Here is a 13,974-nt window from a genome sequence, read left to right as displayed (position 1 = left end):
GGTTTCTTGTCTTGGGGTCCACCCGACGAGCGTAACCGCCCGGCCCGCCGTCCCGGCGGCCAGGCCCGGACCGCCTTGCCCCGAGGCCGTTCCCCTGGGGTCCGTCAGTCGCGGACGTGTCCTGGTCTCCGTGCGTATCGTTGTACTACGCGGCTGCCCGCGCCCGTGCGGCAGCGGGGAGGAACGGCACGATGACCATCGTGGACACCGACAGGATCGAGATGGCCGACACCAGCGACGAGCGCACCCTGAACATGATGTTCGAGTGGCTTGAGCCCACCCCCGAGGGATTCAAGGTAGAGATCGTCGAGGGGAACATCTACATGTCGCCGCAAGGGCGCACGCACTGGCAGATCATTCTCGACATCGTCGAGCAGTTGCGCGCCAGGTACCCCCGGGGACAGCTGATGTCCGATGTACGCATCGACTTCCCGGGACGGCTCAACGGTTTCGCCTCCGACGTCGTCGCCCTGGCGGAGGGTGCCGAGCCGGACGCCGACGGCCACTTCCGCTACCAGGACATCGAATGCGTGGCCGAGGTCATCTCCAAGCAGACCGCGGCCAACGGCTACGGACCGAAGATGGCCACGTACGCCACCGCGGGCGTCCCGGTGTACGTCATCGTCGACCCGTACACCGGCACATGGCACCTCCACACGCTCCCGAAGGACGACGAGTACCGATCCGCGCTGAGCCTCGACTTCGGCACACCGATCGACCTCACCGCGACCGTCATCGGCCTCACCCTGGAGACCGGCGGCTTCCCCCGCGACTGATCCCGCCCGCACGCGATACGGCCCCGTACCGGATACCCGGTCGGGGCCGTGATCGTGTGTGTGCCGGCGCCTCTCAGAGGTCACCCGGCAGCCTCTCAGGCCGCCGTCGCCAGCTGCTCGCGCGGGACGAAGCGCACATGCGGGCGGCCGGGGCGCAGGTCGACCTTGAGGCGCAGGCCGCCGACGCGGGCCAGCATGAAGCCGACTCCGAGCGCGGCCACCATCGAGAACCCGCCGCCGACCGCCATACCCGTGCGGACGCCGTACACATCGCTGATCCAGCCGACGATCGGGGCGCCCACCGGCGTACCACCGGCGAAGACCATCATGTACAGGCTCATCACCCGGCCGCGCATGGCCGGGTCCGCCGCCATCTGGACGCTGGTGTTCGCACTGATGTTGGTCGTCAGACCGATCATGCCGATCGGGACGAGCAGGATCGAGAACAGCCAGACGGACGGCGACAGGGAGGCGACGATCTCCAGCAGGCCGAACACCGTGCCCGCGGCCACCAGCATCCGCAGCCGCGAGGAGCGGCGGCGGGCGGCGAGGAGGGCGCCGGCGAGGGAACCGGCCGCCATCAGGATGTTGAAGAACGAGTACATCCCGGCGCCGCCGTCGAAGACCTCGTCCGCGAAGGCCGTCAGGAAGATCGGGAAGTTGAATCCGAACGTGCCGACGAAACCGACGAGGACGATCGGCCAGATCAGCTCCGGACGGCCGGAGACGTAGCGCAGCCCCTCACGGAGCTGGCCCTTCGCGCGCGGTACGACGACGGCCTTCTGCAGCTCGCTCGTGCGCATCATCATCAGGCCGACGAGCGGCGCGAGGAACGACAGACCGTTGAACATGAAGGCCCAGCCGCTGCCGACCGTGGTGATCAGCACACCCGCGACGGCGGGGCCGATGAGCCGGGCGGACTGGAAGTTCGCGGAGTTCAGGCTGACCGCGTTCCGCAGCTGGGCGGGGCCGACCATCTCGGAGACGAACGACTGGCGGGCCGGGTTGTCCACGACCGTGACCATGCCGAGCAGGAAGGCGATCAGGTAGACGTGCCACACCTGGACCACGCCGGAGAGGGTGAGCACGGCGAGTGCGACACCGCACAGGCCGAGCGCGGCCTGGCTGAAGAGGAGGAGCTTGCGCTTGGGCAGGCGGTCGGCGATGACGCCGCCGTACAGGCCGAAGAGCAGCATGGGGAGGAACTGGAGTGCCGTGGTGATGCCGACGGCGGCGGCGGACCCGGTGAGGCTCAGGACGAGCCAGTCCTGCGTGATGCGGGACATCCAGGTGCCGGTGTTGGAGATCACAGCGCCCGTGGCGAACAGACGGTAGTTACGGATCTTCAGCGACGAGAAGGTCCCGCCGGGCTTGCTCTCGTGGGTGGAAGTCGGTGCGGGGGCGGAGTCTGCTCCGGATCCCGTACTCAAAAGGGTTCGCCTCCTCGGGCGTGGACATTGCGCGGACTGACGAGGATGCGGCGGTGGGGCGGTGCGCCGGCTGTGGTGCGGCGCGGCCCGCTCCGCTACAGGTGGGCGAGCTTCTCCAGCACGGGGGCCGCGTTGCGCAGCGTCTCCCACTCGTCCTCGTCCAGGCCCTCGGCGAGGGTGGTCAGCCAGGCGTTCCGCTTGGAGCGGCTCTCGGCGAGCATGGCCTCGGCCTGCTCGGTCTGGCTGACCATCTTCTGACGACGGTCATCGGGGTGCGGTTCCAGTCTGACGAGTCCCTTTGCTTCCAGCAGCGCGACGATGCGGGTCATCGACGGCGGCTGCACATGCTCCTTGCGGGCCAGCTCACCGGGGGTGGCCGAACCGCAACGCGCGAGGGTGCCGAGCACCGACATCTCGGTGGGGCTCAGCGACTCGTCGACGCGCTGGTGCTTGAGGCGCCGGCCGAGGAGCATGACGGCGGAACGAAGGGAGCTCACGGCAGCGGCACTGTCGCCGTCGTGGATCAGGTCAGGCATGTTTGTTAGCTTAACTCATTACCTACCCTAAAGACCACTCGGTGGTACACGCGCGAGAGCCGAATCACCAATCGATCACCCAAACGAGTGAGTCAGCTCCGGAAAGTCACGCGCGTCGGGCCCGGAGGACGTAACCCTGCATGGCATGGGATCGACAGTGCTCAGCCTGCGGATAGACGGTGAGCTGCTCGACCGGCTCAAGCAGCACGCCGCCAGACGCGGAATGAGCGTCCAGGACTATGTGGTCCGGACGCTCATTCGCGATGACTTCGACGAGCGCTTCCAGACGGCCGTCGACGAGACAGAGAAGTTCTACGGGGCGGACGGGGTCACGGCCGAAGAGGTCACCTGACCCCCGTCGGCCGTGCGCCCGCGAGGGATCACGTGAGGCCGAGCGCCGGCATCGCGTAGTAGAAGACGAAGACCGCCGACACCACGTACATGGCCACCGGCACCGAGCGACCGCGCCCGGCGGCCAGCCGCAGTACGCAGAACGCGATGAAGCCGATGCCGATGCCGTTGGTGATCGAGTACGTGAACGGCATCATCACCATGGCGAGGAAGGCCGGCATCGAGAGCGTGTAGTCGCTCCAGTCGATGTCCCGCACCGAGCCCGCGATGATCAGGAAGCCCACCGCCAGCAGGGCCGGAGTGGCCGCCTGCGAGGGGACCATCGTCGCCAGCGGTGTCAGGAACAGCGCCGCCGTGAACAGCAGACCCGTCACGATGCTCGCGAAGCCGGTGCGGGCACCCTCGCCGACACCCGCCGTGGACTCCACGAAGCAGGTGCCCGCCGAGGCTGAGCCCGCACCGCCCGCGGCGACCGCGACGCCGTCGACGAACAGCACCTTGTTGATACCGGGGAAGTTGCCGTCCTTGTCCATCAGCTTGGCCTCGTCGCCGATGCCGAGGATGGTGCCCATCGCGTCGAAGAAGCAGGACAGCAGCACGGTGAAGACGAACAGGATGCCGGTGAGCACACCGACCTTGCCGAAGCCGCCGAACAGACTGACCTTGCCGATCAGCCCGAAGTCCGGGGAGGCGACCGGATTGCCCGGCCACTGCGGGACGGTCAGGCCCCAGGCCTCGCCCGGCAGGTCCGCGATCGCGTCGATGATCAGCGCGACCACCGTCATCGCGACGATGGAGATCAGGATCGCGCCCGGCACCTTGCGGACGATCAGCGCGAGGGTCAGCAGCGCGCCGAGCACGAAGACCAGGACCGGCCAGCCGTTGAGGTGGCCGTCGCCCCCGAGCTGAAGCGGGACGGTGGTGTGCGCGGCGTCCGGGATACGGGAGACGAAGCCCGAGTCGACCAGGCCGATCAGCAGGATGAACAGGCCGATACCGATCGCGATGCCCTTGCGGAGCGAGGTCGGCACGGCGTTCATCACGCGTTCCCGCAGACCGGTGGCGACCAGCAGCATGACCACGATGCCCGCGAGGACGACCATGCCCATCGCGTCGGGCCAGCTCATCCGGGGGGCGAGCTGGAGGGCGACGACGGTGTTGACGCCGAGGCCCGCCGCCAGCGCGATCGGCACATTGCCGATGACACCCATGAGGAGCGTGGAGAAGGCCGCGACCAGCACCGTCGCGGTGACCAGCTGACCGCTGTCGAGCTGGTGCCCGTACATGTCCTTCGCGCTGCCCAGGATGATCGGGTTCAGCACGATGATGTACGCCATCGCGAAGAAGGTGGCGAATCCGCCGCGGATCTCACGCGCGACCGACGACCCCCGCTCGGAGATCTTGAAGTAACGGTCCAGGCCGCCGGAGGGCTGGGGAGCCGGGGGCTGTTCGGAATCGACCGGAGCGGTGGCCGAGGGGGGCATGGAGGACCTCAGTCGTACGTAGAGGGGACTAAAAGAGGGCTAAAACTAGTCAGCTTTGGACTTTCATACGAATAATTCGAGACAGCCGTAAGCAGATTCAGTATGAATACATAAGGCGAAGATCGCTATCTCCGCGCGTAGACACTTGCGCCGACTGGCCGGGCGGCCTTTGTGCACGCGCCGCATACACTGACCGCATGGCGAAGTGGACACCGAAACACGAGGCACCCGAGCCCCTGGAAGGGCCCGTCGTCGCGACCATCACCGGCGGCACGATCCTCTGGTTCGTCCTCTTCCTCGTCCAGCTCCCGTTCTACGGCTGGTTCGACGACCACGGACACCTGTGGTGGGTGTGGACCTGCCTGGCCGGTGCGGGCCTCGGCCTGATCGGCATCTGGTACGTGCGAGGACGCGACGCCGCGATCAAGCGGGCCGTCGCGGCTGCCGCCACCGCCCCGGAGGCCGACTCCGGCTCCGGCTCCGGCTCCGAGGGCACCCCCGGCACGAACGCCTGACCACCGGGCCACCGGGCCCGCGATCACGCCCCGCGGCCCGGCGCCACTGCCGCAGGTCACAGGCGGCTCCCCGCGCCATACCACCACGGGACGATTCCCGTCCTCCCCCGGTCTGATCTTCGGACCACCGGTGGGTGAACCGGACGTTACCCCCGTACCGTCTGAACCATGACTCAGCGGGCACTCGACCCTTCCGGGGATGAGCCGAACAGATCCTCCGTACCTTCCGCCACCGACCGGCCGGTGATGATCGACGCCGGTAGCGAACTCGACCCGGTGCACCCGGTCGAACTGCCGGCTCCCGGCGGCGGGCGCGGGCTGAGCGCGGCCGAGGTCGCCGAGCGGATCGCCCGCGGCGAGATCAACGACGTCCCGGTCCGCTCGTCCCGGTCGGTGCGCGAGATCGTCCGCGCCAACGTCTTCACCCGGTTCAACCTGATCATCGGCGTGCTCTGGGCGGTCATGCTCTTCGTCGCGCCGATCCAGGACAGCCTGTTCGGCTTCGTGATCATCGCCAACACCGGCATCGGCATCGTGCAGGAGTGGCGGGCCAAGAAGACCCTGGACAGCCTCGCGGTCATCGGCGAGGCGAAGCCCACCGTGCGACGGGACGGGGTCGCGGCCGAGATCTCCACCTCCGAGATCGTCCTGGGCGACCTCGTCGAGCTCGGCCCCGGCGACAAGGTCGTGGTCGACGGCACCGTCGCCGAGGCCGACAGCCTGGAGATCGACGAATCCCTGCTCACCGGCGAGGCCGACCCGGTGCTGAAGCGCGCCGGCGACCCGGTCATGTCCGGCAGCTTCGTCGTCGCGGGCGGCGGGGCCTTCGCCGCGACCAAGGTCGGCCGCGAGGCCTACGCCGCGCAGCTCGCCGAGGAGGCCTCCCGCTTCACGCTCGTCCAGTCCGAGCTGCGCACCGGCATCTCCACCATCCTCAAGTACGTCACCTGGATGATGATCCCGACCGCGATCGGTCTGGTCCTGAGCCAGCTGGTGGTGAAGGACCACAACTTCAAGGACTCCATCGCCCGGACCGTCGGCGGCATCGTCCCGATGATCCCGGAGGGCCTGGTCCTGCTCACCTCGGTCGCCTTCGCGATCGGCGTCGTACGGCTGGGCCGCAAGCAGTGCCTGGTCCAGGAGCTCCCCGCCATCGAGGGCCTGGCCCGGGTCGACATCGTCTGCCTGGACAAGACCGGCACCCTCACCGAGGGCGGCATGGACGTCACCGAGGTCCGCGCGCTGAACGGCACGGACGAGCCCTACCTGCGCCGCGTGCTGGCCGCCTTCGGCGCCTCCGACCCGCGGCCCAACGCCAGCCTCCAGGCGATCATCGACGCCTACCCCGTCCCGGACGGCGAGGCCTGGGGCGTCACACAAGCGCTGCCCTTCTCCTCGGCCCGCAAGTACAGCGGCGCCGCCTTCGACGAGCACGGCGGGCGGACCTCCGGCTGGCTGCTCGGCGCCCCCGACGTACTGCTGCCCGAGGACGACCCGGCCCTCACCGAGATCGAGGAGCTCAACCAGCAGGGCCTGCGGGTCCTGCTGCTGGCCCGTGCCGAGGGCCCGCTCGACGACCCCGCGACCGCGACCGGGGCCGAACCGTGCGCGCTGATCGTCCTGGAGCAGCGGCTGCGGCCCGACGCCCGGGAGGCGCTCGCCTACTTCGCCGACCAGCGGGTCGCCACGAAGGTGATCTCCGGCGACAACGCCGTCTCGGTCGGCGCCGTCGCCGCGAAGCTCGGGCTGCCGGGCGCCGAACACACCCTGGACGCGCGCAGGCTGCCCACCGATCCGGACGAGATGGCCACCGCCATGGAGGAGAACGCGGTCTTCGGCCGCGTCACCCCGCAGCAGAAGCGGGAGATGGTCGCCGCCCTCCAGTCCCGCGGCCACACCGTCGCGATGACGGGCGACGGGGTCAATGACGTCCTGGCGCTCAAGGACGCCGACATCGGCGTCTCGATGGGCTCCGGCTCGGAGGCGACCAGGGCCGTCGCCCAGATCGTGCTGCTCAACAACAGCTTCGCGACGCTGCCGTCCGTCGTCGCCGAGGGCCGCCGGGTCATCGGCAACATCACCCGGGTCGCCACCCTGTTCCTGACGAAGACCGTCTACTCGGTGCTGCTGGCCGTCCTGGTGGTCTGCTTCCAGGTCGAGTACCCGTTCCTGCCGCGGCACCTGACCCTGCTGTCGACGCTGACGATCGGCATCCCGGCGTTCTTCCTCGCCCTGGCCCCCAACAAGGAGCGCGCGCACCCCCACTTCGTGCGCCGCGTCATGCGGTACGCGATCCCGTCCGGCACCATCGCGGCCGTCGCCACCTTCGCGACGTACCTGCTCGCCCGGCACTACTACGTCGGCCCCGGCTCGCTGGACGCGGAGACCAGCGCGGCCACGCTCACGCTGTTCCTGGTCTCGATGTGGGTCCTGGCGATCATCGCCCGCCCCTACACCTGGTGGCGGATCTGCCTGGTGGCGTCGATGGGCCTGGCGTTCCTGGTGGTGCTCGTGGTGCCGTGGCTCCAGAACTTCTTCGCGCTGAAGCTGGTGGGTGCGCAGATGCCGTGGACTGCGGTGGGCATCGCGGTGATCGCCTCCGCCGCCCTGGAGTACGCCTGGCGCCTGGTGAGCCGCCGCTTCCCGGTGTAGCGGGGAAGCGGCGGCCCCAGCGGCAGGAGCCGGGGCGTGCGGGCTACTTCACGCTGACGTAGGAACCCGTGGCGGTGGCGGCCGGGGTGGTGGACGTACCGGCGAAGCTGTAGCGCCAGTAGCCGTTGGCCGAGACCTTGGCCGTGGTCTTCAGATCGCCCTTGTTGTTCGTCTTGACGGTCTTCACCGTGGTGTAGGTGCTGCTGCCCTTCTTGCGGAACTGGAGCTTCACCGGCTGGGCGGTGTAGCCGTGGTACTTCAGGTCGTCGAAGTTGGCCCGCGACAGCCACCCGGTGAACGTGAGGGTCTTGCCCTTCTTCACCGACTTCGCGGAGGTCTTGACGGACTGCTTCGACGCGCGCTGGACAGTGGCGTTGCCCAGCTTGTCCTGCAGCGCGAAGCCCATCTTGGTGAAGTCGGGGTTCTCCGGGTTCTCGCCCCGGTAGTCGACGGCGAAGCCCATCGCCTTCCACTTCGTGGCGTCGGCGTTGCCGATCAGGTCGTAGCCGGGCGTGACGCTGATGTTGCCCTTGCAGGTGGCGACCTTGGTGGACACCTTCTTGCAGACGGGGAAGTCATCGCTGTACAGCTCGTTCGTCGGGGAGTCGTACGAACCGCGGTAGAGGTTGACGTCGAGCAGGAAGTCCGGGGCGAAGATGTTCACGTCGGCGGCGTGCGTCACGGTGAAGGTGGTCGCCACCCGCTTCGTGTACGTGGTTCCCACGACGATCGGCTTGCCGCCGTTGACGGTGAGCTTGGAGAAGGTGAGGTCCATCTCACCGGGGAGGAACGCGGCCGCGGGCGCGGCCGAGCGCGCGCCGGTCTTCGCGGCGGACTGCCCGGCGGCGACGGACTGAGCCGCGCGCGCGACGGCGGCGGCCGAACCGGCCGAACCGTGCGCGTCGTCGGCCTGGGCGGCCGACGGAAGGACGAGGGCGGAAAGGGCCAGGGCGCCGGTCACGGTGGCAACGGTGGCACGAGTACGCATGTTTCGTTCCCCAAGTTGGAGAAGGGGGTCCGCCGCATCTGGTGGGGCGCGGACCCAAGATCGTCGGTGAAGCCTGGTGACTTCACAGGCAAGACGATCACCAACCGTGAAGGGTTGTGTGGGACTTAAGGATTTTTTACGGATTTTCCGTGGATGTCCGAGCGGCAGGGCGGCAGGGCGGCAGTGCACTGGGGATTCGGGGGCCTTGGCCGCACCTGACCGTCCCGCCGCGCCGCCGCCTCCGGACCTGACGGGACCGGAGGCGGCCCGTGCTCAGTCGAACCAGCGGTCCCGGGCCAGCTCGTCGGTGCGGGACGGGTCCTCCAGCAGGGCCGCGACCTCGAAGCGGCGCGGCCACTGGCCCGCCGCCCAGGCCAGACCCGCCGCGACGCCCTCCAGGGTCGCGGCGTGCACGGTGCCGTCCGGGGTGCGGCGCCAGTCCAGCTCGACGCCGCCCGCGCGCAGTTCGCCGTGCTCCACATACGTGTCCGGGGTGCCCGCGCCGAGCAGGGTGCGCACCGGTTCCGGCACCCGGTGCTCCTCGCCCTCGCTCGTCACCTCCGCCTCGACGCTCTCGCCGAGCCGCCGCACCTGGAACAGCTCGGCCAGCTCCGCCGCGTTCGCCGGGGCGACCGGCAGGAGCGGCAGCCCCCCGGTCAGCGGCAGCAGGTCGGGGGCGTCCGCGATCACCGCGTCCGCCGCGTCCACGACCCGCACCTCGCCGTCGACGACGGCCCGCAGCTCGTCCGGCAGCGTGACCTGCTCCGGGTCCAGGTCGGCCAGGGCCGTGTACAGGGAGTGCAGTTGTACGGGACCGACCGGGCGGTCCTCGTCCGCGAGCCGGCCGAGGAGTTCGGCCGCACCGCCGGGCTCGTCCAGCAGAGCGGCGACCGAGGTCCGGACGCCGAGGGCGCGCAGCACCTGGGCGTCGTCGAAGCCGGTCGCGTCGACGGAGTCGTACAGGCCCGCCAGCCGGGGGTCGCCCCCGTCTGCGCGCAGGCCCGCCGGGCGGCGGCCGTCCAGCACCGGGTGATCGCGCAGCCACCAGGCGGTGTACGGGCGCACCGACCGCGTCGTGCCGTCCGGGAGCAGCACCCGTACCGGCTGGGTCAGCGCGTCGCGCAGCGGCGGCCTGGCGAGGAGCGCGAGTGCCTGGGGCCAGGCGTCGTCGTCGACCAGGTCGAGGTCGCGGACGGCGACGAGTTCGGTGGCGACCGGCGGCACCGGTGTGTCCGGGAGCTGGTCGAGGATGTCCTCGCACCACACGTCCACGGCGTCGAGCAGCCCGGCGTCGTCCGACTCGGCGAAGTCGCCGTCGCGCGGCTCCAGTTCGTCCGGGTCCAGGACCACATCGGTGGCCCGCACCAGGGCGAACGTGGCCAGCACCCCGCAGGCGGTGAGCGGCTGCTCGCCCCAGCGGGCGGCCAGCTCCTCGTCGCACAGGGCGAGTTCGCCCTCACGCATGATCGCGGCGAACGGGCTGCCGGGCAGCACGAGTTCACCGGCCGGAGCGGGCTCGCCGTCCTCGTCGGGCAGGGCGAGCGCACCGAGCCAGGGCTCGTCGCCGGGCACCAGGTCGGCGTCCCGGACCAGGGTGAGGACGGTCTCCACCAGCTCGTCGCCGTCGAGCGCGTCCTCGTCCCAGATCTCGCCCGCGTCCAGCGAACCGGCGACGGCGGCCCGCACCTGCGGGGTCGTCAGCACGGCGCGCGGGGTGGCGGGCAGGGCGCCCAGCTTCTCCAGGAGCGGGTGCGCGGCGTCCGGGTGGGCGACCTTCAGCCCGAGCCGGGCGAGCCGGTCCAGGACCGGTCCGGTCAGCGCGTCGGGGAGCGGGAGCAGGATCTGCCGGGGGCCGATGGTGGTGCGGGGGACGGCCGGGGCCTCCGGGTCCGCCCCCTGGGACGTCGTTCCGGCGAGCGGCACCGGCAGCCCGGAGAGCCGGTCCGGGTCGATGCCGGCCAGGCTGTCGTACAGCCGCCGCCACCAGCCCGGGTCGCGCTCAAGTCCGGCGAGCCGGTCGATCGCCTCGGTCAGCGGCACCCGGGCGACGCCCAGCGTACGGAGCTCCACCCGGCGCTCCAGGCCCGCCGGGAGCAGGCAGGGCAGCACCTCGGCCAGCACGGCGACCGTCTCCGCGCCGACCCCCTCCAGCACCTCGGCCTCGATGGGCCGCAGGGCGGTGGTGGCCTTGCGGCCGTCATCGGCCCCGGCGTCCCAGCTGTCCCAGCGGTCGGGCTCGGCGGCGGGGTCGCGCGGGGCGGCCGGCTCCAGGAACGCGACGCGCGGCAGCCGCTCCAGGATCGCGCCGCGCAGCGCGCCGTCCAGCACGCCCTTGCCGAGCGGTCCGGGCACGAGCGCGATGGTGGCGACGGAGACCGGGTCCCAGTCGGCGAGCAGTTCGGCGTACGCGTCGGCCGCGCACCGCACCAGGAAGTCGGTGAGCGGGCCCGGCGCGGGGTGGCGGCGGGTGGTGTCCAGCGGCAGCGACGCGATGAGCAGCGCGGGTACGCCGATCGGTTCGTCGGTGGGCGTCGGCGCGTGCACGACGGGGGCGGTACGGGGGTGCACCGGGGCGCCCTCCGCGTCCACCGGGACGGCCCAGGTCACCGACCAGTGCGGGCGCAGCCGTTCCTCCAGCGGGCGGTCCGCGAGCAGGGCGGGCTCGACGGGTCCGTGCCGGGCGACGGTGCGCCAGCGGTTCGTACCGTGCGCGGAGTCGACGACGTGGGTGTACGGGCCGTGCTGCGACCGGCTCAACGTCCGTACGGTGTCCGGGGTCTCGATCACGACCTCGTCGAGTCCGCTGAGGGTGAGCAGCAGCGCGTCGTCGACGGCGCCGAGCAGTCGGCCGACCAGGTCCTCCGCGGTGCCGTCACGCAGCGGCAGGACGACGACGGTGTCGTAGCCGTCCGGGGCGGTGCCCTCGGCGGGCAGCGGGAGCCGCAGCAGGGGTACGTGGCCGTCACGGCGGCGCAGCTCGTCACCGAGTCCGGGGCTGCCGACGGCGGCCTCCCGGGCGAGGTCGCGGGCCTCGGCGAGGGACCAGCGGACCCCGCCGTGCCGGCCGATGACCGCGGGTTCGTCGCTCACCGCGAGCACGGCGGCGAACCCGACACCGAACCTGCCGACGGCGGCCTCGTGCCCCTCGCGCTTGGCGGAGGCGCGCAGGGTGGACAGCGACTCCACCCCGGTGGCGTCCAGCGGCGCGCCGGTGTTCGCGGCGGCCAGGACGGCGGGGGCGTCGGCGGTCGCCGGGCGCAGGGTCAGCCGGAGCCGGCCGGGCACCTGGGCGCGGGCGGCGGCGTCGGCGGCGTTCTGGGCCAGCTCGACGACGAGGCGGTCGCGGTAGCCGCCGAGCGCGAGGTCCTCCTCGGCGTTGGCGTCCTCGCGGAAGCGGGCGGGGCCGGCGCCCCAGGCGTCGAGCACGCGGCGCCGCAGCCGTGCGGTGCCGAATGGGTCGGCCCCCTCGGTCGCATTCATGCTCACGCTGTGACTCCCTCTTCCGGTGACGCGTACCCGTGCCGCCAAGTGTGCGCCCGAAGGTACCGGGTCCGGGCCCGCGCCCGCGCCGTCCTCAATCGCCGCACGGGCTGGGGGTTGCCCCTGGACGGCCCGAAAGCACCGGCACCGCCCACCACACCCCGGGTTCCGTCCTCAAACGCCGGACGGGCTGGATTCGCCGGGCTGGGTGCCACATCGAGACGTCGGCGGAAACCAAGCCCGTCCGGCAAAACCCAGCCCGTCCGGCGATTGAGGACAAGCCGGTACGCCGGAGCGAGCCGCACCAAACCCAGCCCGACCAGCGAAACCAAGCCCGTCCGGCGATTGAGGACAAGACGGTGCGCCGGAACGAGCCGCACACCGGAGCAGCCCGCACCCCGCGGGGAGCCGGGACCCCCGGCCACCGCCTCAGGAGTGGCCGAGGTCCTCCGACGGCTCATCCGGCTCCACCGGCACCGAACCGGAATCCCGCGCCGGACGCAGCGGGTACTCGTCCACCTGCATCGTGTCCAACGCGTGCGGCGCCGGCTTCGGCGGCTTCGGCATCACCGCGGCCTCCGAATGCCCACCGCAGCCGTACGACAGGGACACCACGTGCCCGTCCGCCGGACCGAACTCGTTCGCGCACACCCCGAAGGCCTGCTTCAGCGAACCCGCCAGCGGCACCAGGAACGCACAGGTCACGCAGGTGGCCGGAGCCGCCTGGGCCATCGGCGTCTTCGCGCCGAACCCCTCGTCCCAGCGGTCGGCCGCCGCGTACAGCCCGTACCGCGACAGCACCCGCGCACGCCGCATCCCGAGCTCGTCCGCGACCGCCGCGATCGAACCGCGGCGCGGAGGCTCCGGGCGCGTCGTCAGCTCCGCGTCCTCCGACTCGACGAGGTCGGCCAGCTCACCGGAGACCGGGGAGTTGGGCGGCGGCTCGTCGTCGCCGGTGTAACCGGGCTCCAGACGCAGATCGTCCGCCTCGGTGGGCAGCAGGTCGCCCGGCCCCATGTCGCCCGGCCGCAGCCGCTCGCTCCACGGCACCCACTCCGGCGCGAGCAGCGCGTCGCCGCCCGGCAGCAGCACCGTTTCGTCCAGCGTGACGTTCTTCGCCCGGGAGGCCCTGGCGACCGTCACCGCCCAGCGCCAGCCCCGGTAGGCGGGGTCCTTGCACTCGAAATAGTGCGTGACGACCCGGTCCCCCTCGGGGACCACGTCCACATGCTCACCCACGACCCCGGGCGCGGCTGCCTCCTCGGCCGCCGCGCGGGCGAGGCCTACCGCCTCGGCGCACAAACGGTCGGGAACAGGGGTACGGGCCGTACGGCTTCTCGTCGTCGCAGCACTCACAGGTCTCGCTTCTCTCCTACGCCAGTCTCACGAGCGCGCCAGCACATCCATCGATTTCAGCCATTTGGCTGCGGGCGGAGCGGACCTGGGGGCCGCGTCGACGTCCACACCCGTTGTGCCTGCCTCGGGCGCACCTTCTGCAACCCATTCTGCGGGATCGCCGAGAGGCGCGCGGCCAAGAACAACCGCCGGTGGCGCGCTACGCACGCTACCCTCTCCGCCGCTTCCCGCCCACCTGCCCGTCCCAAACGAGCCGTATCCGGTGCCGTGTCCCCTGTAAAGAGCGCGCTCCGGCCATCGGGATCCACCGGCTCCGCACCCGCCGCGACCTGCCCGGTCACTGATCCGACAGGGCGGTACGGACCGCGCCCCGCGCCTGTCCCGGTTCGTGACCACCGGTCCTGGG

The 13,974-nt window shown here is 71.1% G+C and carries 10 protein-coding genes; 4 read left to right on the top strand and 6 right to left on the bottom strand.

What is annotated here, in order from left to right:
- Positions 1 to 191 precede the first annotated feature (191 nt).
- Positions 192 to 776, top strand: coding sequence for a Uma2 family endonuclease (locus ACZ6S6_RS22135; protein ID WP_469706672.1), 585 nt, complete (start codon positions 192 to 194; stop codon positions 774 to 776).
- Positions 777 to 871: 95 nt separating this feature from the next.
- On the opposite strand, the gene ACZ6S6_RS22130 is transcribed toward ACZ6S6_RS22135, so the two are convergent.
- Together ACZ6S6_RS22130 and ACZ6S6_RS22125 are read right to left on the bottom strand one after the other, a co-directional pair.
- Positions 872 to 2,206 (bottom strand): MFS transporter, encoded by a 1,335-nt coding sequence (locus ACZ6S6_RS22130; RefSeq protein WP_362956022.1) that lies wholly within the window; start codon positions 2,204 to 2,206, stop codon positions 872 to 874.
- 95 nt (positions 2,207 to 2,301) lie between these two features.
- Positions 2,302 to 2,742: a MarR family winged helix-turn-helix transcriptional regulator gene (locus ACZ6S6_RS22125; protein ID WP_123460825.1), complete on the bottom strand. Its 441-nt coding sequence runs from the start codon at positions 2,740 to 2,742 to the stop codon at positions 2,302 to 2,304.
- 145 nt (positions 2,743 to 2,887) lie between these two features.
- Between ACZ6S6_RS22125 and ACZ6S6_RS22120 the strand changes: the two genes are divergently transcribed.
- Complete coding sequence (locus ACZ6S6_RS22120; RefSeq protein WP_362956024.1) at positions 2,888 to 3,094, top strand: hypothetical protein; 207 nt, start codon at positions 2,888 to 2,890, stop codon at positions 3,092 to 3,094.
- 28 nt (positions 3,095 to 3,122) lie between these two features.
- Here ACZ6S6_RS22120 and ACZ6S6_RS22115 read toward each other — a convergent pair whose 3' ends face one another.
- Positions 3,123 to 4,577 (bottom strand): NCS2 family permease, encoded by a 1,455-nt coding sequence (locus tag ACZ6S6_RS22115; protein WP_362956026.1) that lies wholly within the window; start codon positions 4,575 to 4,577, stop codon positions 3,123 to 3,125.
- 197 nt (positions 4,578 to 4,774) lie between these two features.
- Here ACZ6S6_RS22115 and ACZ6S6_RS22110 point away from each other — a divergent pair, with 197 nt between their 5' ends.
- Entirely contained in the window at positions 4,775 to 5,092 is a 318-nt protein-coding gene (locus ACZ6S6_RS22110) for a DUF2530 domain-containing protein (RefSeq protein WP_469706671.1), read from the top strand.
- Positions 5,093 to 5,260: 168 nt separating this feature from the next.
- Positions 5,261 to 7,744, top strand: a complete 2,484-nt coding sequence (locus tag ACZ6S6_RS22105) for a cation-translocating P-type ATPase (protein ID WP_362956031.1) — start codon at positions 5,261 to 5,263, stop codon at positions 7,742 to 7,744.
- Positions 7,745 to 7,787: 43 nt separating this feature from the next.
- On the opposite strand, the gene ACZ6S6_RS22100 is transcribed toward ACZ6S6_RS22105, so the two are convergent.
- The 3 genes from ACZ6S6_RS22100 to ACZ6S6_RS22090 all read right to left on the bottom strand — a co-directional run bounded on the left by ACZ6S6_RS22100 (position 7,788) and on the right by ACZ6S6_RS22090 (position 13,568).
- Positions 7,788 to 8,732, bottom strand: coding sequence for a hypothetical protein (locus tag ACZ6S6_RS22100; protein WP_469706670.1), 945 nt, complete (start codon positions 8,730 to 8,732; stop codon positions 7,788 to 7,790).
- Between the two features lie 273 nt (positions 8,733 to 9,005).
- Positions 9,006 to 12,212: a sacsin N-terminal ATP-binding-like domain-containing protein gene (locus tag ACZ6S6_RS22095; RefSeq protein WP_362956109.1), complete on the bottom strand. Its 3,207-nt coding sequence runs from the start codon at positions 12,210 to 12,212 to the stop codon at positions 9,006 to 9,008.
- A 429-nt stretch (positions 12,213 to 12,641) separates the two neighbouring features.
- Positions 12,642 to 13,568 carry a DUF3027 domain-containing protein gene (locus ACZ6S6_RS22090; protein ID WP_362956036.1) on the bottom strand — a complete coding sequence of 309 codons (927 nt, stop codon included), beginning with the start codon at positions 13,566 to 13,568 and terminating at the stop codon, positions 12,642 to 12,644.
- Positions 13,569 to 13,974 lie beyond the last annotated feature (406 nt).

The sequence above is a fragment of the Streptomyces sp. NPDC048671 genome, assembly GCF_055587045.1.
Note: the sequence above shows the minus strand (reverse complement) of the source record. Positions and strands in the feature narration are given on the sequence as shown.

Bases quoted from the DNA above. Each gene is read 5' to 3' on its own strand.
- ACZ6S6_RS22095 (WP_362956109.1), bottom strand. From the start codon at position 12,212: ATGAATGCGACCGAGGGGGCCGACCCATTCGGCACCGCACGGCTGCGG.
- ACZ6S6_RS22135 (WP_469706672.1), top strand. From the start codon at position 192: ATGACCATCGTGGACACCGACAGGATCGAGATGGCCGACACCAGCGAC.
- ACZ6S6_RS22120 (WP_362956024.1), top strand. From the start codon at position 2,888: ATGGGATCGACAGTGCTCAGCCTGCGGATAGACGGTGAGCTGCTCGAC.
- ACZ6S6_RS22115 (WP_362956026.1), bottom strand. From the start codon at position 4,577: ATGCCCCCCTCGGCCACCGCTCCGGTCGATTCCGAACAGCCCCCGGCT.
- ACZ6S6_RS22100 (WP_469706670.1), bottom strand. From the start codon at position 8,732: ATGCGTACTCGTGCCACCGTTGCCACCGTGACCGGCGCCCTGGCCCTT.
- ACZ6S6_RS22105 (WP_362956031.1), top strand. From the start codon at position 5,261: ATGACTCAGCGGGCACTCGACCCTTCCGGGGATGAGCCGAACAGATCC.
- ACZ6S6_RS22110 (WP_469706671.1), top strand. From the start codon at position 4,775: ATGGCGAAGTGGACACCGAAACACGAGGCACCCGAGCCCCTGGAAGGG.
- ACZ6S6_RS22125 (WP_123460825.1), bottom strand. From the start codon at position 2,742: ATGCCTGACCTGATCCACGACGGCGACAGTGCCGCTGCCGTGAGCTCC.